The sequence below is a fragment of the Streptomyces sp. F63 genome, from assembly GCF_018070345.1.
Lineage (GTDB): Bacteria > Actinomycetota > Actinomycetes > Streptomycetales > Streptomycetaceae > Streptomyces.
This window is the reverse complement of sequence record NZ_JAGPXX010000037.1, coordinates 1-23,945: the sequence shown is the minus strand read 5'-3', so window position 1 is coordinate 23,945 and position 23,945 is coordinate 1. Positions and strand designations below refer to the sequence as shown.

Here is a 23,945-nt window from a genome sequence, read left to right as displayed (position 1 = left end):
GCCCGGCCCTTGGCCGCGCCCGGCCCTTGGCCGCGCCCGGCCCTTGGCCGCGCCCGGCCCTTGGCCGCGCCCGGCCCTTGGCCGCGCCCGGCCCTTGGCCGCGCCCGGCCCTTGGCCGCGCCCGGCCCTTGGCCGCGCCCGGCCTTCCGCGGTGCAGGACCGGATCCGCCATCCGCCGGGATGGCCGGCCCGTCGACGTCCCTGCCGTCCCCCAGCCGTCCCTGCCCGCTGCGGCCGGCGCGCACCGGCCACCGGGTCCGCTCGCGCGGGCCGGTGCGCTCACGCGGGCCGGTCAGCGCACGGCGCCCCCGCTCTCCCCGGGGCCGCGCCGCGCCGACGGGGGCCCGGCCGCGGAAGGACGGGAACCGGCCCCGCCCGGGTCGCCGGTCAGGCCCAGCCGGTCCACGATCCTGCCGACCCGCCGGTTCTCCGCGGCGAGGAACGCGGAGAACCGGCCGCCGGTCAGATATGCGTCCGTCCACCCGTTCTCCCGCAGGGCGCGCCGCCACTGGGGTGTGGCCCGCAGCCGGTCGAGCAGCCGGGTGACTTCGGCGCGCTGCCGCTCCGTGAGGCCCGGCGGTGCCAGCAGCCCGCGCCAGTTGACGACCTCCAGCGGATATCCGGCCCGCCGCAGGGTCGGGGCCTCCACGCCGTGCACGGAGTCCGGTCCCGTCACGGCGAGCACCCGGAGCTGTCCGGCGGCGATGGCGTGCCGGTACTCGCCGACCCCGGTGAGCGCGAAGTCCACCCGCTGGTCGAGCAGCGGGGCCAGCATCTGGCCACCGCCGTCGTAGCGGTCGAAGGCGACCTCCGCCGGGGCCAGGCCGACGGCCTCGGCGATCAGCATCAGCGCCAGGTGGTCCGGCCCGCCGATACGGGAGCCGATCCCGGCGACCAGACCTCCGGAGGGGTCCTCGCCGCTCTCCTTCCAGGCCCGCACCAGCGCACCGAAGGACGTGTAGGGGGAGTCGGCCGGCACCACCACCGCCTCGGGCTCGGCGATCAGCCTGGCCACCGGAGTGGCCTCGTCGATGCCGTGCGGGATGCGCTGGGAGAGGGCGCTGCCGACCAGCCCCAGCCCCATCTGCAGGAGCATCCGGTCATTGCCGGTCTCGTGGAGGAGCCGGGTCAGCGCCACCGTGCCGGACGAGCCGGGGAGGTTGAAGACCTCCACCTCGCCGGCGAGCCCGGTGTCCCGCAGGGTCACCGCGACCGTGCGGGCCGTGAGGTCGTACCCGCCGCCGGCGGGGACGGGCACCATCAGACGGAGCGGTTCCGGTGCCGGCGTCCCCGGGGTGCAGCCCCCGACCGGCAGCAGGCAGGCCGCCGCCAGCGCGGCGGCCAGTGCCGGCCGCCGCGCCCGCCCCGCTCCGCCCGCTTTCCCGGTCATCCGTCCCGCTGCCTGCCGCTCCCGGTGACTCCGCCCATGAAAGCACCCGGTTCCCCTGCCGCACCATGGCCGGACGCGTCGGGGCGCTCCGCGGACCCCGCGCTTCCCGGTTCCGGGCCGGCCGAGGTGCCCTCGGCCGCGGGGCCCGCCGCGGGGGGATCCGCCTTCTCCCCGGGCCGGCCGCCGTCCGGGCGCTCCGGGACCGGCGGGAGCGGCGCCCCGCCGCCCGCCGCCCGGCGGCGGCGCCACAGGCCCGCCGCCGATCCCAGCAGCGAGAGGGCCGCCACCGCCAGCAGCGCGGCGGAGATCGGCTTCGTCAGGAAGGTGCTGAAGTCTCCCGAGGAGATCAGCAGTGCCTGCCGCATGGAGCGCTCCATCAGACCGCCCAGGATCAGCCCGAGGATCAGCGGAGCCGCGGGGAAGCCGTTGCTCCGCATCAGGAAGCCCAGCACGCCGAACCCGGCCAGCAGCCACAGGTCGAAGACGCTGAAGCTCTGCCCGTACACGCCGACGACGCAGAAGACCACGATCAGCGGCACCAGCAGTGTCCGCGGCGTCCTGAGCACCTTGGCGAACAGCGGGATCAGGGGGAGGTTGAGGATCAGCAGGACGAGGTTCCCGACGTACATGCTGGCGACCACGCCCCAGAAGATCTCCGGCCGCTCCTCCAGCATCAGCGGGCCGGGCTGGACGCCCAGGACGAGCAGCGCCCCGAGGAGGACCGCCGTGGTACCGGAGCCGGGCACGCCCAGCGTCATGAGCGGGACGAAGGACCCGACGGCCGCCCCGTTGTTGGCGGACTCCGGCGCGGCGACCCCCTTGATGTTGCCCGTGCCGAACGTGTCGCCGTCCTTGGCGATGCGCTTCTCGAAGGAGTAGGACAGGAACGACGCCACCGTGGCGCCGGCGCCGGGGAGCACTCCGACCAGGAAGCCGAGCACGGAGCCCCGCCCGGTGGGCCCGCTCATCTCCCGGACCTCGCGCCGGTTCAGCCGCAGCGAGGTGAGCGTCCCGCTCCGGTCGTCCTGTCCCCGCCGCAGGACCATCACGAACACCTCGGCGAGCGCGAACACGCCCAGCGCCACGATGAGGAACTGCACGCCCTCGTACAGTTCCGGGCGGCCGAAGGTGAAGCGGAGCGTCGACGTCTGGGAGTCGATGCCGACCAGGGCGATCATCACGCCCACCGTGGCGGAGATGAGGCCCTTGGTCAGATTCTGCCCGGAGAGCGAGACGACGGCGGTCAGTCCGAGCACCATCAGCGCGAAGTACTCGGCGGGCCCGAAGCTGACCGTGAGCGCGGAGAGGGAGGGCGCCACCAGCATGAGCCCGATGACGCCCACGGTGCCGCCGGTGAAGGAGGCGAACGCGGCGATGGCGAGGGCCTTGCCGGCGGCCCCCTTGCGGGCCATCGGGTACCCGTCGAAGGAGGTCGCCACCGTCCCGGCCACACCGGGCGCGTTGAGCAGGATGGACGACGTCGAGCCGCCGAAGATGGCGCCGTAGTAGACGCCGGCCAGCAGGATGATGGCCGAGGCGGGGTCGAGGGTGAAGGCGACCGGGATCATCAGCGAGATGGCGCTGATCGGGCCGAGCCCGGGCAGCATGCCGATGACCGTGCCGATGAGGCAGCCGAGGAAGACGAACGCCAGGTTCTCCGGGGAGAGTGCGACGCCGAACCCGTAGAGGAGTTGGTCGAAGGTGTCCATGGAGACTCCGGGGGGTCAGAAGGGCAGCGGCCCGGTGGGCAGGGCGACGCCGAGCCCTTCGGACATGCCGAGGTACAGGCCGGCGGCCAGCCCCGTGCCGGTCAGCGCGTTGGCCCAGTGGCGGCAGTAGCCCAGGTACCAGGCGGTGCCCGTCACGTACAGCGCGGTGGACAGGACGAAGCCGAGCGGCACGAACAGCGCCACGTAGAGGCAGATCGAGCCGAGCAGGACCAGCAGTTCCAGCCGGTCGTCGGCGAGCCGGCCCAGCGTCGCCGCCGGGGACGGCCGACGGGGACCGGCTCCGCCGGCCTCGCCGGCCTCGCCGGCCTCGCCGGCCTCGCCGGCCACGGCGTCCTCGGTGGTGCTCCCGCCGGTGGGCGCGCCGCCCGCCCCGGTCTCCGCCGTCCCCGCGTCCCGGGGGCCGTCCCCGGCCGGTCCGGAACCGGACTGGAAGAAGAGCGCCACGGAGAGGAGCAGCAGGAGCAGTCCCAGGGCCCGCGGCAGTGAGCCGGGCTGGACCGGCACCTGCACCGCGGCGAATTCGGGAATTCGGAAGGCCAGCACGGTGTACGCGGCGGCCGGCAGGCCGATGGCACAGGCCAGGACGCGGTGGGAGAAGCGGAAGTGGTGCATTCCGGGATCCGCCGCCTACTTCTTGATACCGACGTCGGAGAGGATCTCGGCGAATTCCTTCTCCTGTGCGTTGAGGAACTCGCCGAATTCGGCGCTGCCCATCCAGGCGTCCGTCCAGCCGAGCCGGTCGCGCTCCTTCTTCCAGCCGTCGAGTTCCAGCATGTCGGCGTAGGCCTTCTCGTAGTAGGCGACCTGTTCGTCCGTCAGGCCCGCCGGCCCCATGACCCCCCGCCAGATGTCGAATGCGTAGTCGGTGCCGTCCTCCCGGAGGGTCGGTGCGTCGGGCAGCGTCGCCACCCGCTCCTCGGAGGAGACGGCCAGGACGCGGACGTCCCCGGACCGCACCAGCCCCTGGGCTTCCGAGGCCCCGGCGACCGCGACGTCGACGTGGCCGCCGAGCAGCGCGGTGATCGCTTCACCGCCGCCGTCGAACGGCACGTACTTCACCTTCGCCGGATCGGCGCCCGCAGCCTGGACGGCGCCTGCCAGGCCCACGTGGTCCAGGCTTCCGGGGCCGGAGCCCCCGGCCACGCTGAGCTTCTCCGGGTCGGCCTTCAGCCGGTCCGCGAAGTCGCCGAACGTCTTGAACGGCGCGTCGTCCTTCACCACATAGGCGAGCGGCTCACTGATCAGCCGGGCGATGGGCGTGAAGTCCCGGTGCGAGTGCCGGGACTCGCCGGCCAGGGGGACGAGGACGATGGGCGGGCTGGTGACGAAGAGCTTGTGCGGGTCCTTCTCGTGGCCTGCGACATAGGCCCAGCCGATGGCGCCGCCGCCGCCCGGCTTGTTCACCACCCGCATCGGCCGGTCCACGACCTTGCCCTCCTCCATCACCCTGGCGGTGCTGCGGGCCAGGGTGTCCCAGCCGCCGCCGGTGTTGGCCGGGGCCACGTATTCGATGGGCTGCGTGGGCTTCCACGGGCCGCCGCCGGTGGCGGCCCCGGAGCCGCCACCGCACGCGGTGAGCAGCAGGGCCGCGGCCGTGGCGGCGGCCGCGGCCGGCAGCCGGAAACGTCTGCGGGACATGTTTCCTCCAGGGGGTTCTCGGGGGGAGCCCACAGGGAAACAGCGCCGGAACCGGGCGGAAAGGCGGTGCGGGGGTTGTGCGCGTATTGGCCCCAAGAAAAGTTTTGGCCATAGTGTTCACGGCCGGGCAGCGGCATTCCCGCAGCACAATGGCTCGCACGCCGGGTGGACGGGATCTCCGGGCCGGCGGGAGGAACGCGGACGTGAGGAGGGCAGTCCGGTGCGCCGCATGGTTCCGGGTCCTCTGCCCGGATTCCCCCGCCTGTCGCTCACGGGACGGTTCCTCGCGCTCCAGCTCGGCCTGGTCGTCGTCGTCCTGGCCGTGGTGGCCGCCGTCTCCGTGGCCCAGTCGGACGCGGAGTTCCGCCGGACCGAGGGCCGCCGGCTGCTGAGCATCGCGGAGACGGTGGCGTCCCTCGACGCGGTACGGGCCGGGCTCGCCGACGTGGACCGGCGGGCGGACATCCTGCAGCCGACGGCCGAGAGCGTGCGCAGTGTCTCCGGGGTGTCGTACGTGGTGATCACAGCGGCCGACCGGCGCATCCTCACCTCCGCCGACCCGCGGCTGATGGGGGAACCGCTGCCGCTGGGCGACAGCGAGGTGCTCGGCGGACGGTCGTGGATCGGCACCACGGTCTCCGACGGTTCCCCTTCTCTCGTGGCGCATGTGCCGGTCTTCGGCGAAGAGGGCCGGATGCTCGGTGTGGTCGCCGCCGGGCGGGAGTACCGGGGGATGCGGGAACGGCTCGCGACGGCCACTCCCAATCTGCTGCTGTACCTCGGACTCGCCAGTGCCCTGGGCACCGCCGGCTCGGTGCTGCTGGCCCGCAGGGTCAAGCGCCAGACGCTCGGACTGGAGCCGGAGGAGATCACCGCGCTGGTCGAGCACCGCGAGGCGATGCTGCACGGGATCAAGGAGGGCGTCATCGGCCTGGACCCGGCGGGCCGGCTGACGCTGGCGAACGACACCGCGGTGGAACTGCTGCGCCTGCCGTACGACGCGGTCGGCCGGACCCTGGAGTCCTGCGGGGTGGAGACGCGGCTCCACGATGTGCTCACCGGCCGGGTGCAGGGCCGTGACCAGATCGTGTTCACCGGCGACCGGATGGTGACCCTCAACCGGATGCCGCTGGTCACCCGCGGGCGGACGGCGGGGTCCGTGACCACGATGCGCGATCTGACCGAACTCGTCGCCCTCCAGCACGAACTCGACACCACCCGCAGCGCGACCGACACCCTGCGGGCGCAGGCCCACGAGTTCAGCAACCAGCTCCACGTGATCGCCGGCCTGGTCGAACTGGAGGAGTACCCGGAAGTGGCCCGCTATGTGCGCGGCATCAGCGGGGCGCGGGCCCTGCGGACGGCCGAGGTGGTCTCCCGGGTCGCCGACCCCGCCCTCGCCGCGCTGCTGATCGCCAAGACGAGTCTCGCCGCCGAGCAGGGCACCGTCCTGCGCATCGGCCGGGGCAGCGGCCTGCGGCCGGTCGGCGAATCCCTCTCCTCCGACCTGGTGACCGTCGTCGGCAACCTGGTGGACAATGCGCTCGACGCGGTCCGCGGCAGCGGACCCGGCGGCTGGGTGGAGGTCCACCTCGCCGAGGAGGCGTCGGAGGTCCGGGTCCGGGTGCGCGACTCGGGGCCCGGAGTGGCCCCGGGTCTCGCCGAGGAGGTCTTCCGGTACGGCTTCACCACCAAGGCCGCGGTCCCGGAGCACGCCTCGCGCGGACTGGGGCTGGCGATCACCCGCCTGGTGTGCACCCGGCGGGGAGGCAGCGTGAGCGCGGACGGTGCGGTCTTCACGGCCCGGCTGCCGCGGAACGAGGACGAACGGAACAACGGAACCCAGGCATGATCCGCGTACTCGTCGTCGACGACGACTTCATGGTGGCCCGGCTGCACGGCAGGCAGGTCGGGCAGTTGCCCGGCTTCACCGTCGTCGGCGAGGCCCGCAGTGGCGCGGAGGCGCTGGCCGCGATCCGTAAACTGCGGCCGGACCTGGTCCTGCTGGACATCTACCTGCCCGACATGAGCGGGCTCGACGTCCTGCGGGAACTGCGGAGGGGCGGCTTCCCCGGCTCGGAGACCGACGTGCTCGTCGTCACCGCGGCCCGGGACGCCGACACGGTGCGGGGCGCGCTGCGGGGCGGAGCGGTGCACTACGTCATCAAGCCCTTCGAGGCAGGGGTGCTGCACGAGCGGCTCCTGCACTACGCCCGGCGGAACCGGGAACTGCGGGCGATCAGCGCCCCGGCGCAGGACGACGTGGACCGGGTCTTCGCCGCGGGCCCGGCCCCGCCGGACCCGGTGGCGGCGCCCGGCCCGGGGGCGGCGGGGTACGGAACCGCGGCCGCGGCGTCGCCCGGGTCCGGTACGGCCCGCCCGGCGGCCGGTGCCGTGCGGCTGCCCAAGGGGGTCACCGAGCAGACGGCCGCCCTCGTACGGGAAGCCCTCACCGACGCCGAGGACGGCCTGTCCGCCTCGGAGTGCGCGGCCCTCACCGGCCTGTCCCGGGTCAGTGCCCGGCGCTACCTCGAGTACTTCGCCACCGCGGGCCGCGCCGCGGTCAGGCTCCGCTACGGCACCGCGGGCCGCCCCGAGCGGCGCTACCACTGGCTCTGAGCGGGCCGCCGCACCGGCACCACCGGGGTCCCCGCCCGCGACCGCGCCGGGGCGGACTGGCAGGCTGAACCCATGACGGATACGGGGAAGCCGGAAATGGCGGACGGGAACGGCGTGCCGGCGCTGAGCCGGGACGAGCGGGAAAGGGTGGCGGGCCTCGCCGAGCGGCTGTTCCGCCGGCCCGCGCCGTCCGACCTCGGCTACAACGCCTTACGGGTGCGGGACTTCGGAACCGGGAGGAGCGTGCCGGAGCGCGCCCGCGCCTTCCGCGAGCTGACGGCGGTCATCGGGGCCCGGCTGGGCCCGCCGGCCTGGTACGGCGGTTCGGCGAAGGGCCCGCAGGCCCGGTGGCGCGACGAGCGGTACACGCTGGTCCTGGAGGGCTGGAGCACGGGCGCGGACCTGGCGGCCCATCACACCGGCGCTCTGGAACGCCTCGACGCCTGGTACTTCGACCACGGCGTCGGGGACGGCGAGGAGCAGGTGCCGTCCCACGACATGCTGCCGTACCTGTGGCAGCTCCACCGGCACCCGGGCGAGCGGCTGGTCGGCGGCTGTGACTGCCTGGGCCTGCTGCCGGTCGCGGCCCCCGTCACCTCCTGGTCGCTGCTGGAGGAGTCACTCGGGATGCTGCTGGGCGCCTGGAGCGAGCAGCTGCCCGCGACGGTGGACGACTGGGCCGGCTTCCAGCTCCACCACTGCGCCGAGGACAACCGCGGCGGCGTGGTCGGCTACACCCCGGGCACCGGCCTGTTCGCGTCCGTCGACGACCACGACGGCGACGACAGCCCCGAACACGCCGCCGCCATGCGGGCGCTGGGCTGGCAGCAGCGGGCCGGGCAGCGCTGGAAGGCGGTCTTCCCGGAACCGGACCGCCGCAGCGGCACGGCCCTGGCCCGCATCGTCGTCGCCGACGCCCGGGTCCGCGGCGCCAAGAGCCCGGCCGACCTGAAGGTCCGCGACATCAGCTGCGGCGACGACGGCCGCTTCGTCCTCCCGGCACTCGGCCTGGAGGAGTGGTACTGGGGCTGACCCGCGGACGGGCACGGGGGAGCGGGGAGCTGCCGCTTCCCCCGGCCCCGACGCGCCGTGCAGTACCGCAACGAACGTGACGGCGCGGCACGTTCGAATCTCCGGGCGGGTGGACCCGGACCGTTCCGGCTCTCCGCCAACGGGCTCCTGCGTGGCGTCTCCGCCGCCGGCCGGCCGTCGCGCGCCGCCGGGCGGGTTCCGCAGGCGTCGTGGCGGTCCTCCGCGTCCGGGTCAGCCGTGCCCGGACGCGGGCCAGGTGGTCTCCTCCGGCTCGCGCGGAGCCGGGGCGGTCCCGTGGTGGCGGGCGCCGAGCGGGCTGAGTTCGAAGACGAGCCGCCCGAGTGCGATGAGGGCGCCCTGCCCGAAGACGAACATCAGCCACCACCCGGCGTCCCAATACCAGTTGTCGGTCCAGGGCCGTGTGATCGCCAGCGTCCCGAGAAGGTGCAGGACCGTGATGACGATGCCCGTCCGCCGCTGCCGGGGGCAGAGGAGCGGCAACATCGTCCAGAGCACGGAGACGAACACCAGCCAGGGGGCGAAGAACGGCAGACTGGACATGGCGGTCCTCGATATCGGTGGAGAGCGCGGTCCGGCCATCGTCACAGCGGCGAGTCCGCGGTACCAGCACGGCTGGATACCGCCTGGATTGCGATGTGCTCCCGACGGACCGCGGCCGGTGTGAGCACCGCTCCTGCGGGGAAGCCCGGCCGGGGCCGGTCACCGCAGCGCCCCCTCCAGCAGGGCTTCGCCCAGCGGTGTCCGGCGGTGCAGGACGCACAGGCCCCGGCGGCGCGAGGTGAGCAGGCCCGCCTCGCGCAGGACGGAGGTGTGGCGGCTCGTCGTCGACGGGGCCAGGTCCAGGGCCGAGGCCAGGCCGGTCGTCGTCATCGGGCGGTCGAGGAGCTGGAGGAGCTGGGCGCGGGAGGCGCCGATGAGCTGGGCGGCGGGCGGGGTGCTCTCGCTCGGCCGGGAGCGTTCCAGCCAGCCCGGGGCGGGGGAGAGCGGGTGTACCAGGACCGGCGGCAGATCGTTGTCCGCCAGGGCCAGCGGCGCCCGGACGCAGAAGAAGCCCGGGATCAGGGTCAGCGTGCGGCCCTCCAGCCGCAGTTCGCGGTCCATGGGGTACGGGGTGCGGAGCGCGCTGCCCTCGCAGCGCCACTCCGGCAGCCCGCCGTAACTGGCCAGCAGCCCTTCCGCGCCGCCCGTCAGGGCCGCCTCGGCGCGCTCGGAGCGGTCGGCGGCGGCCTCGGTGCGGATGGCCGGGAGGTAGGGCTCGACGGCCACCGCGTGGTAACGGCGCAGCGCCGTGCCCAGCCAGCGCAGTGCCTCCGGGCTGCCCTCGGCCAGCCGCCGCACGCCGCTGGGCAGCGGCGCGCCCGCGTACAGCCGGGAGAGTTCCGCGGCCAGCCGCTGCCGGGGCGTGGACATCACCGCCTCCAGGCCGCTGTTGAGGTCCGGTGCGCCGCCGGGGGTGAGGAAGTCGGGGAAGTAGGAGGCGGGCGGGCAGAGCAGCATCAGGCCGCGTACGGCCGCGGTCAGGCCGGCCCGTTCCAGGGCCGCGTGCACCTCCCGGCGCCAGGGGTCGAAGACGAGGGCCGCCTGCCGGGTCTGCAGCAGATGCAGGCTCAGCGCGATCTCCCAGAGCGGATCGACGCCGGCCGCCATGCGCAGCCGTGCCAGTTCCCGTCCGCTGAAGTCCACCCGCAGCACTGCGCACCCCCGGAAAGCGTCGCGGGCCCGCCCTGGTCGGGGGCGGGCCGGATCCGGCCGCCGCGGAAGGGCTCCCGTGGCGTTCGCGCGGGGAGTCTACGCGGGTAGGCGGTCGGCGTCAGGTCATCCGGCGCGATCCTCGGAGGTGTTGGCGGTCACAGTGCGGCCCGCCCGGCAACGGCCGGGGAACGGCGGGCGAAGAGCCGGGGGCGTCGCGGGCCTGGGGGTCCGTGCCGGGAACGGCCGCAGGGGCCCCGGAGATCCGGAGCCCCTGCGGCCCGTGCTGGGCGCGTCCCGTACGGACAGCCGGCCGTACGCTCCCCCCGTGCGGTCCCGTGCGGCGTCCCCCGTTCCGGCGGCCGCACGGCTCAGCGCCCCGTCAGCACACCGGCACGCCCGGCAGTTTCGCGGCGGGGTGGTCGATGTAGATGTTGCTGATGAAGCCGCCCTGGTCGCGGAGCTTGCTCCACCAGTTGTTGGTGTAGCCCTCGGCGTTCACCGTGTCGCCCTGCTTCTGGCAGAGCACGCGGACGCTGGTGGGCCCGCCGAGCACGGTGACCACGGAGGCGTTGAGCCGGGCGTCGGCGCGGACGCGGACGTCGGTGCCCCAGGTGGTGAACGGCGAACCGGCACCGCCGCAGCCGTTGTCACTGGTCAGGTAGTACTGGTTGTAGCTGCCGGGGTAGGCCAGGCCGGAGCCGTTGATGACGATGTTCTGGCCGGTGCCGTTGTACAGCTGCTCGTAGTGGATGTGCGCGCCGGAGGAGTTGCCGGTGCTTCCCGTGACACCGATCTGCCGGCCCTGGCCGACCGAGGCGCCGTTGGCCACCGAGTAGCTGGAGAGGTGGAAGTAGTAGGTCTTCCAGCCGCCGCCGTGGTCGATGACGATGTAGTTGCCGGCGCCGCTGGGCTGGCTGTGCCGGGTGGCGGTGCCGGCCGCGGAGGCCAGGACGGGCGTGCCGGCCGTGGAGCCGCCGTCGGAGCGGACGAAGTCCAGGGCGCGGCGCACCTCGGCCGAGTGGTGGCTGTAGGTCCACTTCTGGCCGCAGGGGTAGGGGGCCTTGAAGTTGGGGGCGGCGGCGCGGGCCGCGCCCGTGGTCTCCGCCTGGGCGGGCATGGCCAGCAGGCCCACCAGCGCGACGAGCGCGGTGGCGAGTGCGGCCGGAAGGCGTCTGAGGTTCACGCATGCTCCTTGGTCGGGGAGGCGGACCGCGGGCCGGTGGGGCCCGCGGTCGCCGCGGGACGCCGGAAACGTAAGCGGGTGGTCCTGTCCCTGACAACGAACTCCGGGGGCTCTTCGCTTGGGATCGAATGCCTTGCCCCCGGGGGAGACGCTCCGCCAGCCTGTGCGCTGCTCACCGCTTCTGCGCCCCGTGTCCCCTTCCGTACCGTCAGGCCCCGAGGAGTCGGCAGACCGATGCACGCGGAACCACCAGGAACCACCTCGGCCCACACCCCGCCCATGCGCCCGGCCACCGGTCCGGCCGCCACCGGTCCGGCCGCCACCGGTCCGGCCGCCGCCGGCCCCGCCGCGGCCGGCGGCCCGGGCTCCGCCGCGCCGCCGCCTGCCGCCCGCCCGCCCGCCGCCCGCGCCCGGTGGATCCGGCGGCCGCTGACCGGAGTCGCGCTCGCCCTCGGGCTGCTCGGCGCCTTCCTCGCCGCCCCGGCGAGCGCCGGACAGCCCCGCCAGTCGCCGCCCGCCGCGCCCGGCGTGGACATCCCCGCGGACGTCACGGCCGGTGTCGCCGTCTTCGACCGCAGTACCGGCAGCTTCACCGAGCGGATCAACGCCGACCACCGCTTCCGGTCCGCCTCCATCGTCAAACTGCTGCTGACGCTGGACTTCCTGTGGGACCGCGGCCCCGGGTACGACATCCCGCAGCAGGACCGCGGCCGCCTCGAAGCGATGCTGCGCAGCAGCGACGACGACGAGGCCAGTTACTACTGGGCCCAGCGCGGCCGCGGCGCGATCATCGAACGGATGGTCCCCCGGCTGGGGCTGACCGGCACCACCCCGCCGCCCGCCGCCTACCCCGGCTACTGGGGCTACACCTCGCTCACCGCCGCCGACACCGTGCGGATCTACCGTCACATCCTCGACGAAGCCCCGGCCCCGGTGCGGGACTTCATCATGGGGAACCTCCACCGGGCGACGCGCTGCGCCAACGACGGCTACGACCAGTACTTCGGCATCCCCTCGGCCTTCGAGGGGCCGTGGGCGGTCAAGCAGGGCTGGTCCGGTTTCAGTTCGGGCGGCTGCACGGCCGATGACGGGACCCCGGCCGCGGCGGACGCGGTCGCCGGGGCCGGCGCACGGGGGCCGGCCGGAGCGGACCGCCCGCCGGCGGCCGGTGAGGCGGGCGCACCGGCCCTTCCCGCCGCTTCCCCGGCCCGCTCCGCCGCCGATGTGGATCTCGTCCGCGAGGCCCTGCACACCACCGGCACGGTCGGCGCGGACGACCGCACCATCGTGGCCGTCCTCACCCTCCACCCGGACGGGACGCCCTACGGGACCGCGTACTCCGGCCTCACCCGGCTCGTCGGCTCCCTGGACGTCCCCGGCGCCCGGCGCCCCGCCGGGACCTGGTTCGAGACCTGGGGCGACGGGGTGCGGATCCGCGCCGGGGCCACGACCTCCTCGGCGGTCGTCAGCACGCTCCCCGCGGGGGCGGACGTCCTGGTGTCCTGCCAGAGGCGCGGCCAGCTGATCTCCGACCCGCCGCACAGCAGCGCCTGGTGGGCTCATCTGCCGCAGTACGGGGGCTATATGACGACCGTCTACATCGACGCGGAGAGCCGACTGCCGGGCGTCCCGGACTGCACCTAGCCGGCCCGGGCGTCCGGTGGCCCGCCGCCCGGACGGTGCAACGCGCGGCGGGCACCATGCTTCGCGGTCGCTGTCGCGGCCCGGTCGCGGCCCGCCCCGGTACTGCGCCGTCCGCCGCCGGGCCGGCGAGCCTGCCGCGCCGCCGTGCGACCCCGCCGGACCGTCTTCCTCACGGACTCCGGGCCCGGGCCGCACGGGGCCGCGCCCCGCGGGGAGACCCGGCCGCCGCATCCCACCGGACGGTCCGCTGCGGCCGGAGCGGGCGCGCGCCGCGCCGCCGACCGGCGCCCGGACCGCTCCGGACCCCAACAGCCGCTGTTCCGAACCCGGTTGGGCATCCCGGGCACGGTATCGCTGCCCCGCGCCCTCCCCGGGCGCGACCGCTCCACCCCCGGTTCCGCCCGGCACCACCCCCCGGGCGGTACGGAACCCACGATGAGAGGAAGCCGCATGCGCGGTAGAGGTGAAAGATCCGGCCCCGGGCTCCTGACCGCGGCCGTGGCGCTGCTGGCCGTCTCCGGGCTCGCCCTGGGCTCCGGCGCGGCGTCGGCCTCGCCGGCCCCGGGCCCCGGGGCCGCGGCGGGCGGAGCCGGCACGACGGCGGCCGGCACGGGCGCCGCGGGCGCCGCGGACGGGACCGCCGGGTCGCCGGACGGCCGGGAGGACGTCTCCTGGCGCGTGGACCTGTCCCGGCCCGGAGCGGACGACGTCAACGTCCGCTACACGGGCGGCGGACTGCGGCTCGCCGACCCCGGGTTCAGCCCCGCGTCGATGCGGGCCGGACGCGGCTACGGCTCGGCCGTCCTGCCCGTGCGCGGCCTGGATCGGGCCGTCGGCCGGGTCACCGCGGAGGTGACGGCGGAGCTGCCGGGCGGCGCCCGCGTCGAGGTGGACGTCCGGGGCCGTGACGGCGGCGGCGCGTGGACGGAGTGGCGGGAGGCCACCGGGGCCCCGGCGGACCTGCCGCGCTCCGTCACGGACGTCCAGGCGCGGCTCACCCTCTGGGGCGGGGAAGGCGGCGGGAAGACCGGCGCCCCCGCGGTGCGGAGCCTGCGCCTCACCGCCGGCCCCGGCGCGGAGCCCGCCGCCCGGCCGCTGAAGGAGGCGGCGGCGTTCAGCGCCCGGGTCTACGCCACCCGGGAGGGCCTGGTCGGGCACACCACCGCGAACGGCCACGTCATCCAGCCCAACGATCACTTCGTGGCCCTGCCGTCCCGGCGGGGTCTGTCCCCGAAGGGCAGCGGCCAGTACTCGGTACGGGTCTGCGGGCCCGCGCGCTGCGAGACGGCCCCGGTGTGGGACGTCGGCCCGTGGAACACCCACGACGACTACTGGAACCCGTCCTCCACCCGGGAGATGTACCAGGACCTGGCGCGGGGACTCCCGGAGGCCCAGGCCGCGTACCAGAACGGCTACAACGGCGGCAAGGACGAGTTCGGCCGCCGGGTCGCCAACCCGGCCGGCATCGATCTGGCCGACGGCACCTTCTACAACATCGGCCTGAACGACAACGGCTGGGTGACCGTCACCTACCTCTGGACGGACGGCGGCGGGGGCTCCACCACGTCCTTCCCGACGTGGGGCACGGATGTCAGCATCCGGGCCTCCGCGACGACCAACTCCACGCGGGTGGCGAGCCTCCCGGGGCCGACGACCGTGCGCGTGCGTTGTCAGGTGCATGGTCAGTTGGTCAACTACCAGGGGTACAGCAACGACGCCTGGTCGTATCTCCCCGACTACGGCGGCTATGTCTCCAACATCTTCATCGATGTGGCGGACGCCTGGCTTCCGGGCGTGCCGAACTGCTGAACTCGTATGCCGGTGGCGGACGTTCGTACGAATCCGCCACCGGTGTACGCCCGACCGGATCCGGGCCCCGGCCCCGCGTACCGGCGCACGCGCGCCGGCGCCCGGATCCGCTCCCCCCCACCGTCCGCGCGCCACCACGCCCGCGGGCACAACGGCCCGGCCACCACCCCCCTCACCCACGCGCCGGAGAGCGGAGAGAGATCCCGATGAACGCGTTGATCCCGGCCACCCCCCGCCGCCGCCGGCTGACCGTGCTGACCGGCACGGCGGTCGCCGCCTCGCTGGTCCTCGCGGGCCAGCCCGCGTCCGCCGCGCCCGGGGGCTCCGGTTCCGGTTCCGGCGAGGTGAACGCGGCCTTCGCCCGGGCGGCGGCCGAGTACGACGTACCGCGCGACCTCCTGGTCGCCGTCGGCTACGGCGAGACCCACCTGGACGACCACGACGGCGCGCCGAGCCACGCCAACGGCTACGGTGTCATGCACCTGGTGAGCAACCCCGGGCACCACACCCTGGAACGCGCCGCCCGCATCACCGGCGAACGCGTCAGCGCCCTCAAGAAGGACACCCGGGCCAACATCCGCGGCGGCGCCGCCGTGCTCCGCGCCCTCGCCGACGACCTCGGCCTGGACGCCGCCGAACGCGACCGGCTCGGCGCCTGGTACCCGGTCACCGCCCGCTACGGAGGCACGGACGGCGAGCGCGCCGGCCGGCTCTACGCCGACACCGTCTACGAACTCCTGGCCTCCGGCATCCGCGGTCACGCGGACGGCGGCGAGCAGGTACGCGTCACACCGCGGAAGGCCACCCCCCGGCGCGGCACGTACGCCGACGCGGACGTGACGGGGGAGACCGGCGAGACCGGCGCCCAGAGCCCCGACTACCCGCCCGCCCAGTGGGTCCCGGCCAGCTCCGCCAACTACGCCACCGGCCGCTCGCAGTCGATCAGCGCGGTCGTCGTCCACGTCACGCAGGGCTCCTACGCCGGCACGATCAGCTGGTTCCAGAACCCGTCCGCCGAGGTCAGCGCCCACTACGTGGTCCGCTCCTCCGACGGCCAGGTCACCCAGATGGTCCGGGACGGCAACACCGCCTGGCACGCGCGCTCCGGCAACGCCTACTCCGTCGGCATCGAGCACGAGGGCTGGGTCGACGACCCGTCCTGGTTCACCGACGCGATGTACCGCTCCTCGGCCGCGCTGACCCGGCACCTGGCCGACAAGTACGGCATACCGAAGGACCGGGCGCACATCGTCGGCCACAACGAGGTGCCCGGCAACGACCACACCGACCCCGGCCCGCACTGGAACTGGTCCTACTACATGGAACTGGTGCGCGGCGGCAGCGGCGGCGACACCAAGTCCTTCCCCACCTGGGGCACGGACGTCAGCATCCGCCAGGCCGCCACGACGAACTCGACGCGGGTGGGGTCCCTGGCGGGCCCGACGACGGTCCGGGTGCGCTGCCAGGTGCGCGGCCAGCAGGTGACCTACCAGGGCTACACCAACGACGCCTGGGCCTACCTGCCGGACTACGGCGGCTACGTCTCCAACATCTTCATCGACGTGCCCGAATCCTGGCTCCCGGGCGTCCCGGCCTGCTGATCCGCCCCACAGGTCGATGACACGGACGGCCGGCCCGCAACCGCCGGCCGTCCCGCCCGGCCCCGCGGGCGCCCCGGGCCGGGCGCGGGCTCACAGGAGCTGCTCAGAGCTCCGGGATGTTGCGCACATTGCGCTCACTGACGTCGGGGAGGCAGCGGGCCACGGTGACGAAGTCGGCGTCGTCGTGCAGGACGGACAGCCCGTGGTGCGCGGCGGTCGCACAGATCATGAGGTCAAGTGGCCCGGCCGCGCCAAGGGCACCTTTCTCGGCGAGGGCGTACTGCGCCGAGTCGACCCAGTCCCACAGCCTCTTCGGGAGCGGCACATCGGGGTAGAGGTCGGTGAACATCTCTCCCATGGCCTCGTACTCGGCCGCGTTGCGCGCCGAGCGCCGGAACTCGGCCCGCTGGGCGGCGCACGACCCGATGGCCCGCAGAGTGGTGGTCTCCAGCCACGCGGCGCTGAGCTGCTGCTCGCGCAGCAGGCGCCACAGGCCCGAGGAGTCGAGCAGGTAATGAATCACGCGCCGCCCTGCTTGTCCTCGGTGCGCCGCCGCTGCCAGCCCTCGTCATCCCACTGCTGGGCGGCCCGGAAGTGCTTGGCCACGAGCGCGGCCCGCTGATGGCGCTCGGCGTACTCGCGGAGGGCGGCGTTGACCACGTCCTTCTTGGTGCCGCCGCCCGCGACGCGCATGGCCTTCTCCAGGGCGTCGTCATCGAGATCGATCGTCGTCACACTCATACTGGACTCCTCTATTCAAGAGCAATGTCCAGTATATATATGGGTCCGGTGCCGGTCGCCTCCTCCCGGGGCCGGCCCCGGCCGCTGACGAGCGCTCGGGGCTGGGCCGCGACGCCCGAGTCCGGGAGGGCTCCACGCTCCCTTGGTACATTGGCCGCTGCCCTGCTCAAGCACCATGTGCGCTGGAGGAATACCGTGTCGTCTGGGTCCGTACAGGAATCCGCCCCCCTCTCCGGGGCGGCGGGGCTGGAGGCCGCCCGCAAGGAGTACGCCGAGCTGCGTGCCCAGGGGCTCAGCCTGGATCTGACGCGGGGCAAGCCCTCGCCGGAGCAGCTCGACCTCGCCGACGGCCTGCTGGCCCTCCCCGCCGCCGGGGACATCAAGGCGGCCGACGGCACCGACACCCGCAACTACGGCGGTCTCCTCGGCCTCCCGGAACTGCGCGAGATCTTCTCCGGCCCCCTCCAGGTGCCCGCCGGGCAGCTCCTCGCCCTCGGCAACGCCAGCCTCACGCTCATGCACGACAACGTGGTGCAGGCGCTGCTCTCCACCCTCCCGGGCGGCGAGCGCCGCTGGGCCGACGAGCCGCGGGTCCGCTTCCTCTGCCCCGTCCCCGGCTACGACCGGCACTTCGGCATCTGCGAGCGGTACGGCATCGACATGGTGCCCGTTCCCCTCACCGGCCACGGCCCCGACATGGACGTCGTCGAGGAGCTCGTCGCCTCCGACCCGACGATCAAGGGCATGTGGTGCGTGCCCAAGTACAGCAACCCCACCGGTGAGGTCTACAGCGACGAGACCGTGCGCCGGCTCGCCGGGATGCGCACCGCCGCGCCCGACTTCCGCCTCTTCTGGGACAACGCCTACGCGGTGCACCACCTCACCGCGGAGAAGGTGGAGATCCTCTCCGTCCTCGACGCCTGCGCCGAGGCCGGGAACCCCGACCGGGCGTTCGTCTTCGGCTCCACCTCCAAGATCACCGCGGCCGGTTCGGGCGTGGCCTTCGTCGGCTCCTCCCCGGCCAACGTGGCCTGGATGAAGGAGCGGCTGGCCAAGCAGACCATCGGCCCCGACAAGGTCAACCAGCTCCGCCACGTCCGCTTCTTCCGGGACGCGGACGGCGTGGCGGCCCACATGGAGCGCCACCGGGCCCTCCTGGAGCCCCGCTTCGCGGCGGTGTACGAGGTGCTGGAGCGCGAGCTCGGCCCCCTCGGCATCGCCGAGTGGACCCGGCCCCAGGGCGGCTACTTCGTCAGCCTGGACGTGCCCGACGGCTGCGCGAGCGAGGTCGTCCGCCTCGCCAAGGAGGCGGGCATCGCGCTGACCCCGGCCGGCGCGGCGTTCCCGTACGGCAAGGACCCGCGCGACCGCGAGATCCGGCTGGCCCCCAGCTTCCCGTCCGTGGACGAGGTGCGCGAGGCCATGCGGGCCGTCGCCGTCTGCGTCCGGCTGGCCGCCGCCGAGCAGGGGGCCGCCCGCGCGGCCGGCTGAGCCCCGGGACCCGCAGCAGCGGAAGACGGGCCGGTATCCCGAGCGTGAACGGGATACCGGCCCGTCCGCATGCCGGGGTGCGGTACGCCGCGGGCGCCGGCGATGGCAGCACCGGCCGGGGCTCCGTTCCGCCCTGTGGTGGAGCCCCGTCCCGGCACCCGGCGGGCCGGCCGCTCGGCCCGACGAGAAACGGCGCGGAGAAGCCCCACCGGAAGCGACCGGCTTTCGGTGGGGCCTTCCGTCTTCGATACCGGGCCGTCCCTGTTGCCGGCCCCGGAGGAAGCACCCGGTGGGGTGCGCGGTGCCGAGGGGGAGGGCAGCCTGCTCCGGTTCCGGGGGGCGCAGGGTTGAGGGCCGGGTGTGTTCGGGCGGCGGAGAGGTGCGCGGGGGTTGCTGGGGCGGTGTGAAGCGGCGCGTCATATAAGACGTTTGCATCTTGTTGTTGCCATCAGGGCCCAATGTCCCGGTTGCTGCCCTATGGGGCTGGGGATGACCACAACGCCTACAGCGCGTGGCTGCTCCCGGTCCGAGGATCTTCCGCAGCCCGCGGCACGGTGATGCCCGGCGCCGGGACGCACCGGACCTTAGCGGTCCTTCGCGGGTCCTTCGCCAACCGACACCACATGGCGGCCGTATCCCGGCCCGGGTTCAACGCACGGTCCACAGGAGACGGGAGATTGTCATGGGTGCGCCCATTCAGCGAGGCCAAGTCCGGATTCCCCGGCCAGGCCGCCGGCGTCCGTCCATCAGGTCGGTCGCCCTCGGAGGCCCGCAAATCCTGGCACTGGGAGAGGCGACGACGGTTACGGTCGGCGGCAACCCGGGCGAGCTCGCGGTTCTGTCCAGCCGTGACAGCGCCTATGTGGCCAACGTGAACGACGGAACGGTGAGGGTGATCGACACCCTCACCGACACCCCGGGGGTGACGATCACCGTTGCTGCCCAACCGAGCGGAGTGGCCGCTTCCGTGGCCAACGACAGTGTCTACGTGGTCGGCTCTCTCAACAGCGACCTGACGGTCATCGACGCCGCGACCAACACGCCCAGCACTGTCGCTCTCGCTGCCCTCAGCACGCCCACCGGTGTCGCCGTCGCGCCCAACGGCAACGTCTTCGTGACCAAGAGCGCGTCAAGCGATCTGGAAGTGCGCGACGCCAGTGGCGGCGCGGTGGGCTTCGTCACCCTCCCCGGCCCGCAGACGGGTATCGCGATCGCGCCCGACGGCAGGGCGTACGTAGCCCTCCAGGACGGCACGGTGTCGGTGGTGGACACCGTCGGCCTGACCGTCATCGGGAGCCCCATCACGGTCGGCACCTCACCCGAGGGGGTGGCCGTCCTCCCCGACTCCAGCAAGGTCTACGTGACCAACAACGGCTCCAATACCGTGTCGGTGATCGAAACCACCGCCTACGGGGTGACCACCGTCACCGTCGGCACCGGCCCGTCCGGTGTCACCGTCTCGTCCGACGCCACCGAGGTCTATGTGGCCAACAGCGGCTCCAGCACCCTGTCGGTGATCGAAACCGGCGGTGACACGGTCACGGAGACCGTCACGCTCACCCGTTCCCCGTACTGGGTGGCTGTGGCGGAGCCGGGGGTGCCGGACGACAAGCTCTACGTCACCAACCCGGCGGACGACTCGATCACCGTGCTGCAGACCGCACCGCCGACGGTGTCGGACATCGACCCGACGGCGGGTCCGCTGAGTGGCGGGACGGTGCTGACCATCACGGGCACGAGCCTGGACGTCGTGGACACGGTGACGGTCGCCGGCGTCGCGGCATCGATCACGACGCAAACGGCTACCACTCTGGTGGCGTCGACGGGGTCGACCCCCACCCCGACTTCCGGTGTGGTGACGGTGTCCTCTCCGGCGGGCAGCGCCTCCAGCACGGAGCAGTTCGCGTATCTGGCGGCGCCGACGGTGTCGGACATCGACCCGACGTCCGGTCCGTTGGGTGGCGGGACGGCGCTGACCATCACGGGCACGGATCTGGACGTGGTGGATTCGGTGACGGTCGCCGGTGTCGTGGCGTCGATTACGTCGCAGACGCCGACCACTCTGGTGGCGTCGACGGGAGGGACGGCGACGCCGACCACCGGTGTGGTGACCGTGTCCTCTCCGGGCGGGTCTGCTTCGAGTACGGAGCAGTTCGCGTATCTGGCGGCTCCGACGGTTACCGAATTCGTGCCCGTGGTCGGTCCGCCCGGCGGTGGGACCACGGTGGTGATCTTCGGTACGGACTTCATCGACGTCACGGATGTGACCGTGGCGGGCAGGCCCGTGGATTCCATCACGGTGAACAGCCCGACGAGGATCACCGTCGTCACCGACGGGGCGCCGGCGGGCACCACCGGTCCGGTCGTGGTCACCACGCCCGGGGGCATCGGGACGTCCACCGAGTCGTTCACCTACGTCGCGACCCCCGCGGTGACCGGGTTCGTGCCGACGTCGGGTTCGCCGTCGGGTGGGACGACGGTGGAGATCACGGGTACGGACTTCACCAACGTCACGGATGTCACCATCGCGGGTCAGGCGGTGTTCTCGTACACGGTGAACGGACCGACGAGCATCACGGCCGTCACCACCGCCGCTCCGGTGGGGACCACGGGTCCCGTGACGGTGACGACGCTCAGCGGTACCGGGACGTCCGCCGCCTCGTTCACCTACGTCGCCGCTCCGGCGGTGACGAGCTTCGTGCCCGTCGCGGGTCCGCCTGCGGGCGCGACGACGGTGGAGATCACGGGTACGGACTTCGTGAACGTCTCGGATGTGACCGTGGCCGGGGTACCGGTGGCGTCGTTCATCGTGAACGATCCGACGAGTATCACGGCGGTCACCGCCGCCGCGCCTGCGGGGACCAGTGGTCCGGTGGAGGTCGCCACGCCGTCGGGGACCGGGGCTTCCGCTGCCTCGTTCGACTACGTCGCCTTGCCGGTGGTCACGGACATCGATCCGACCTCGGGTTCCCCTGCAGGCGGGACATCCGTGCAGATCACGGGTACGGACTTCACCAACGTCACCGGTGTGACGGTGGCGGGGCAGCCGGTGGCGTCGTTCATCGTGAACGATTCGACGAGCATCACGGCGGTCACGGCCTCGGCTTCGGCGGGAACATCGGGTCCGGTGACGGTGACCACGCTCAGCGGCAGCGGGAGTTCCGCGGAGACGTTCACCTATCTCGCCGCTCCGGCGGTGACAAGCTTCGTGCCCATCGCGGGTCCGCCTGCGGGCGCGACGACGGTGGAGATCACCGGTACGGACTTCGTGAACGTCTCGGATGTGACCGTGGCCGGGGTACCGGTGGCGTCGTTCATCGTGAACGATCCGACGAGTATCACGGCCGTCACCGCCGCCGCGCCTGCGGGGACCAGTGGTCCGGTGGAGGTCACCACGCCGTCGGGGACCGGGGCTTCCGCTGCCTCGTTCGACTACGTCGCCTTGCCGGTGGTCACGGACATCGATCCGACCTCGGGTTCGCCTTCGGGTGGGACGTCGGTGGAGATCACGGGTACGGACTTCACCAACGTCACGGATGTGACGGTGGCGGGTCAGCCGGTGGCGTCGTTCATCGTGAACGATTCGACGAGCATCACGGCCGTCACCCTCCCCGCTCCGGTGACGACCACCGGCCCGGTGACGGTGACCACGCTCAGCGGCAGCGGGAGTTCCGCGGAGGCGTTCACCTATCTCGCCGCTCCGGCGGTGACGGGCTTCGTGCCCGTCGCGGGTCCGCCTGCGGGTGGGACGACGGTGGAGATCACGGGTACGGACTTCGTGAACGTCTCGGATGTGACCGTGGCGGGTGTGCCGGTGACGTCGTTCATCGTGAACGATTCGACGAGCATCACAGCGGTCACGGCTGCGGCGTCGGCGGGGACGACCGGTCCGGTGGAGGTCACCACGCCGTCGGGCACCGGGGCTTCCGCCGCATCGTTCACCTACGTTGCAGCGCCTGCGGTGACCGGGTTCGTGCCGACGTCGGGTTCGCCGTCGGGTGGGACGTCGGTGGAGATCACGGGTACGGACTTCACCAACGTCACGGATGTCACCATCGCGGGTCAGGCGGTGTTCTCGTACACGGTCAACTCCCCGACCAGCATCACAGCGGTGACGACTGCGGCTTCGGTGGGGACCACGGGTCCCGTGACGGTGACGACGCTCAGCGGTACCGGGACGTCCTCCGCCTCGTTCACCTACGTCGCCGCTCCGGCGGTGACGGGCTTCGTGCCCGTCGCGGGTTCGCCTTCGGGTGGGACGTCGGTGGAGATCACGGGTACGGACTTCGTGAACGTCTCGGATGTGACCGTGGCCGGGGTACCGGTGACGTCGTTCATCGTGAACGATCCGACGAGTATCACGGCAGTCACCGCCGCCGCGCCTGCGGGGACCAGTGGTCCGGTGGAGGTCACCACGCCGTCGGGGACCGGGGCTTCCGCTGCCTCGTTCGACTACGTCGCCCTGCCGGTGGTCACAGACATCGATCCGACCTCGGGTTCCCCTGCAGGCGGGACATCCGTGCAGATCACGGGTACGGACTTCACCAACGTCACCGATGTGACGGTGGCGGGTCAGGCGGTGGCGTCGTACACGGTCAACTCCCCGACCAGCATCACGGCCGTCACCAATGCTGCTCCGGTGGGGACCACGGGTCCGGTGACGGTGACCACGCTCAGCGGCAGCGGGAGTTCCGCGGAGGCGTTCACCTATCTCGCCGCTCCGGCGGTGACAAGCTTCGTGCCCATCGCGGGTCCGCCTGCGGGCGCGACGACGGTGGAGATCACCGGTACGGACTTCGTGAACGTCTCGGATGTGACCGTGGCGGGTGTGCCGGTGGCGTCGTTCATCGTGAACGATCCGACGAGTATCACGGCCGTGACGGCTGCGGCGCCGGCGGGGACGACCGGTCCGGTGTCGGTCACCACGCCGTCGGGCACCGGGAGTTCCTCCGCCTCGTTCACCTACGTTGCAGCGCCTGCGGTGACCGGGTTCGTGCCCACGTCGGGTTCGCCCTCGGGCGGGACGTCGGTGGAGATCACGGGTACGGACTTCACCAACGTCACGAGTGTGACGGTGGCGGGCCAGCCGGCCGCGTCGTTCACGGTGAACGGTCCGACGAGTATCACGGCCGTCACCAACGCTGCTCCGGTGGGGACCACGGGTCCGGTGACGGTGACCACGCTCAGCGGTACCGGGACGTCCTCCGCCTCGTTCACCTACGTCGCCGCTCCGGCGGTGACGGGCTTCGTGCCCGTCGCGGGTCCGCCTGCGGGTGGGACGACGGTGGAGATCACGGGTACGGACTTCGTGAACGTCTCGGATGTGACCGTGGCGGGGGTACCGGTGGCGTCGT

Annotated in this window: 17 protein-coding genes; 8 read left to right on the top strand and 9 right to left on the bottom strand. The window is 73.3% G+C overall.

Annotated features, from left to right (window positions below):
* Window positions 1-292 precede the first annotated feature (292 nt).
* From KBZ10_RS25780 to KBZ10_RS25765, 4 genes are read right to left on the bottom strand one after another with little or no spacing between them, the layout of a single operon-like run.
* A complete protein-coding gene (locus KBZ10_RS25780) occupies window positions 293-1,390 on the bottom strand; it encodes a tripartite tricarboxylate transporter substrate binding protein (RefSeq protein ID WP_210990131.1) in 1,098 nt (365 codons plus the stop codon).
* Window positions 1,387-3,099, bottom strand: coding sequence for a tripartite tricarboxylate transporter permease (locus KBZ10_RS25775; protein WP_210990130.1), 1,713 nt, complete (start codon window positions 3,097-3,099; stop codon window positions 1,387-1,389). Before KBZ10_RS25775 ends, KBZ10_RS25780 begins: the two co-directional genes overlap by 4 nt.
* A 15-nt stretch (window positions 3,100-3,114) precedes the next feature.
* On the bottom strand, window positions 3,115-3,732 hold the full coding sequence (locus tag KBZ10_RS25770; protein WP_210990129.1) for a tripartite tricarboxylate transporter TctB family protein: 618 nt from the start codon (window positions 3,730-3,732) through the stop codon (window positions 3,115-3,117).
* A 15-nt stretch (window positions 3,733-3,747) separates the two neighbouring features.
* Window positions 3,748-4,758: a tripartite tricarboxylate transporter substrate binding protein gene (locus tag KBZ10_RS25765; RefSeq protein WP_210990128.1), complete on the bottom strand. Its 1,011-nt coding sequence runs from the start codon at window positions 4,756-4,758 to the stop codon at window positions 3,748-3,750.
* Between the two features lie 229 nt (window positions 4,759-4,987).
* Here KBZ10_RS25765 and KBZ10_RS25760 point away from each other — a divergent pair, with 229 nt between their 5' ends.
* The 3 genes from KBZ10_RS25760 (at window position 4,988) to KBZ10_RS25750 (ending at window position 8,409) form a co-directional block, all read left to right on the top strand.
* Window positions 4,988-6,610, top strand: a complete 1,623-nt coding sequence (locus KBZ10_RS25760) for a sensor histidine kinase (RefSeq protein ID WP_210990127.1) — start codon at window positions 4,988-4,990, stop codon at window positions 6,608-6,610.
* Complete coding sequence (locus KBZ10_RS25755) at window positions 6,607-7,377, top strand: response regulator (protein WP_210990126.1); 771 nt, start codon at window positions 6,607-6,609, stop codon at window positions 7,375-7,377. Before KBZ10_RS25760 ends, KBZ10_RS25755 begins: the two co-directional genes overlap by 4 nt.
* 72 nt (window positions 7,378-7,449) lie before the next feature.
* On the top strand, window positions 7,450-8,409 hold the full coding sequence (locus KBZ10_RS25750) for a hypothetical protein (protein ID WP_210990125.1): 960 nt from the start codon (window positions 7,450-7,452) through the stop codon (window positions 8,407-8,409).
* A 231-nt stretch (window positions 8,410-8,640) separates the two neighbouring features.
* Here KBZ10_RS25750 and KBZ10_RS25745 read toward each other — a convergent pair whose 3' ends face one another.
* The 3 genes from KBZ10_RS25745 to KBZ10_RS25735 all read right to left on the bottom strand — a co-directional run bounded on the left by KBZ10_RS25745 (window position 8,641) and on the right by KBZ10_RS25735 (window position 11,239).
* A complete protein-coding gene (locus KBZ10_RS25745) occupies window positions 8,641-8,970 on the bottom strand; it encodes a hypothetical protein (RefSeq protein ID WP_210990124.1) in 330 nt (109 codons plus the stop codon).
* A 159-nt stretch (window positions 8,971-9,129) separates the two neighbouring features.
* Window positions 9,130-10,113: a helix-turn-helix domain-containing protein gene (locus KBZ10_RS25740; RefSeq protein WP_307847605.1), complete on the bottom strand. Its 984-nt coding sequence runs from the start codon at window positions 10,111-10,113 to the stop codon at window positions 9,130-9,132.
* A gap of 388 nt (window positions 10,114-10,501) precedes the next feature.
* Window positions 10,502-11,239 carry a M23 family metallopeptidase gene (locus KBZ10_RS25735; RefSeq protein ID WP_210990158.1) on the bottom strand — a complete coding sequence of 246 codons (738 nt, stop codon included), beginning with the start codon at window positions 11,237-11,239 and terminating at the stop codon, window positions 10,502-10,504.
* A 300-nt stretch (window positions 11,240-11,539) separates the two neighbouring features.
* Between KBZ10_RS25735 and KBZ10_RS25730 the strand changes: the two genes are divergently transcribed.
* From KBZ10_RS25730 to KBZ10_RS25720, 3 genes are all read left to right on the top strand, one after another.
* A complete protein-coding gene (locus KBZ10_RS25730) occupies window positions 11,540-12,949 on the top strand; it encodes a hypothetical protein (RefSeq protein WP_307847604.1) in 1,410 nt (469 codons plus the stop codon).
* 450 nt (window positions 12,950-13,399) lie between these two features.
* On the top strand, window positions 13,400-14,758 hold the full coding sequence (locus tag KBZ10_RS25725; RefSeq protein WP_210990122.1) for a hypothetical protein: 1,359 nt from the start codon (window positions 13,400-13,402) through the stop codon (window positions 14,756-14,758).
* A 206-nt stretch (window positions 14,759-14,964) separates the two neighbouring features.
* Window positions 14,965-16,359, top strand: a complete 1,395-nt coding sequence (locus tag KBZ10_RS25720; RefSeq protein WP_210990121.1) for an N-acetylmuramoyl-L-alanine amidase — start codon at window positions 14,965-14,967, stop codon at window positions 16,357-16,359.
* 103 nt (window positions 16,360-16,462) lie between these two features.
* Here KBZ10_RS25720 and KBZ10_RS25715 read toward each other — a convergent pair whose 3' ends face one another.
* Complete coding sequence (locus KBZ10_RS25715) at window positions 16,463-16,882, bottom strand: PIN domain-containing protein (protein WP_210990120.1); 420 nt, start codon at window positions 16,880-16,882, stop codon at window positions 16,463-16,465.
* Window positions 16,879-17,100 (bottom strand): type II toxin-antitoxin system VapB family antitoxin, encoded by a 222-nt coding sequence (locus KBZ10_RS25710; RefSeq protein WP_210990119.1) that lies wholly within the window; start codon window positions 17,098-17,100, stop codon window positions 16,879-16,881. The genes KBZ10_RS25715 and KBZ10_RS25710 overlap by 4 nt, the downstream gene beginning before the upstream one ends.
* A 195-nt stretch (window positions 17,101-17,295) precedes the next feature.
* Between KBZ10_RS25710 and KBZ10_RS25705 the strand changes: the two genes are divergently transcribed.
* Both KBZ10_RS25705 and KBZ10_RS25700 read left to right on the top strand, forming a co-directional pair.
* On the top strand, window positions 17,296-18,591 hold the full coding sequence (locus KBZ10_RS25705; protein ID WP_210990118.1) for an aminotransferase class I/II-fold pyridoxal phosphate-dependent enzyme: 1,296 nt from the start codon (window positions 17,296-17,298) through the stop codon (window positions 18,589-18,591).
* Window positions 18,592-19,273: 682 nt separating this feature from the next.
* Window positions 19,274-23,945, top strand: a 4,672-nt coding sequence (locus KBZ10_RS25700) for an S-layer family protein (RefSeq protein WP_210990117.1), incomplete at its 3' end; no start/stop codon positions are given.

Bases quoted from the DNA above. Each gene is read 5' to 3' on its own strand.
- KBZ10_RS25780 (WP_210990131.1), bottom strand. From the start codon at position 1,390: ATGACCGGGAAAGCGGGCGGAGCGGGGCGGGCGCGGCGGCCGGCACTG.
- KBZ10_RS25775 (WP_210990130.1), bottom strand. From the start codon at position 3,099: ATGGACACCTTCGACCAACTCCTCTACGGGTTCGGCGTCGCACTCTCC.
- KBZ10_RS25770 (WP_210990129.1), bottom strand. From the start codon at position 3,732: ATGCACCACTTCCGCTTCTCCCACCGCGTCCTGGCCTGTGCCATCGGC.
- KBZ10_RS25765 (WP_210990128.1), bottom strand. From the start codon at position 4,758: ATGTCCCGCAGACGTTTCCGGCTGCCGGCCGCGGCCGCCGCCACGGCC.
- KBZ10_RS25760 (WP_210990127.1), top strand. From the start codon at position 4,988: ATGGTTCCGGGTCCTCTGCCCGGATTCCCCCGCCTGTCGCTCACGGGA.
- KBZ10_RS25755 (WP_210990126.1), top strand. From the start codon at position 6,607: ATGATCCGCGTACTCGTCGTCGACGACGACTTCATGGTGGCCCGGCTG.
- KBZ10_RS25750 (WP_210990125.1), top strand. From the start codon at position 7,450: ATGACGGATACGGGGAAGCCGGAAATGGCGGACGGGAACGGCGTGCCG.
- KBZ10_RS25745 (WP_210990124.1), bottom strand. From the start codon at position 8,970: ATGTCCAGTCTGCCGTTCTTCGCCCCCTGGCTGGTGTTCGTCTCCGTG.
- KBZ10_RS25735 (WP_210990158.1), bottom strand. From the start codon at position 11,239: ATGCCCGCCCAGGCGGAGACCACGGGCGCGGCCCGCGCCGCCGCCCCC.
- KBZ10_RS25730 (WP_307847604.1), top strand. From the start codon at position 11,540: ATGCACGCGGAACCACCAGGAACCACCTCGGCCCACACCCCGCCCATG.
- KBZ10_RS25725 (WP_210990122.1), top strand. From the start codon at position 13,400: ATGCGCGGTAGAGGTGAAAGATCCGGCCCCGGGCTCCTGACCGCGGCC.
- KBZ10_RS25720 (WP_210990121.1), top strand. From the start codon at position 14,965: ATGAACGCGTTGATCCCGGCCACCCCCCGCCGCCGCCGGCTGACCGTG.
- KBZ10_RS25710 (WP_210990119.1), bottom strand. From the start codon at position 17,100: ATGAGTGTGACGACGATCGATCTCGATGACGACGCCCTGGAGAAGGCC.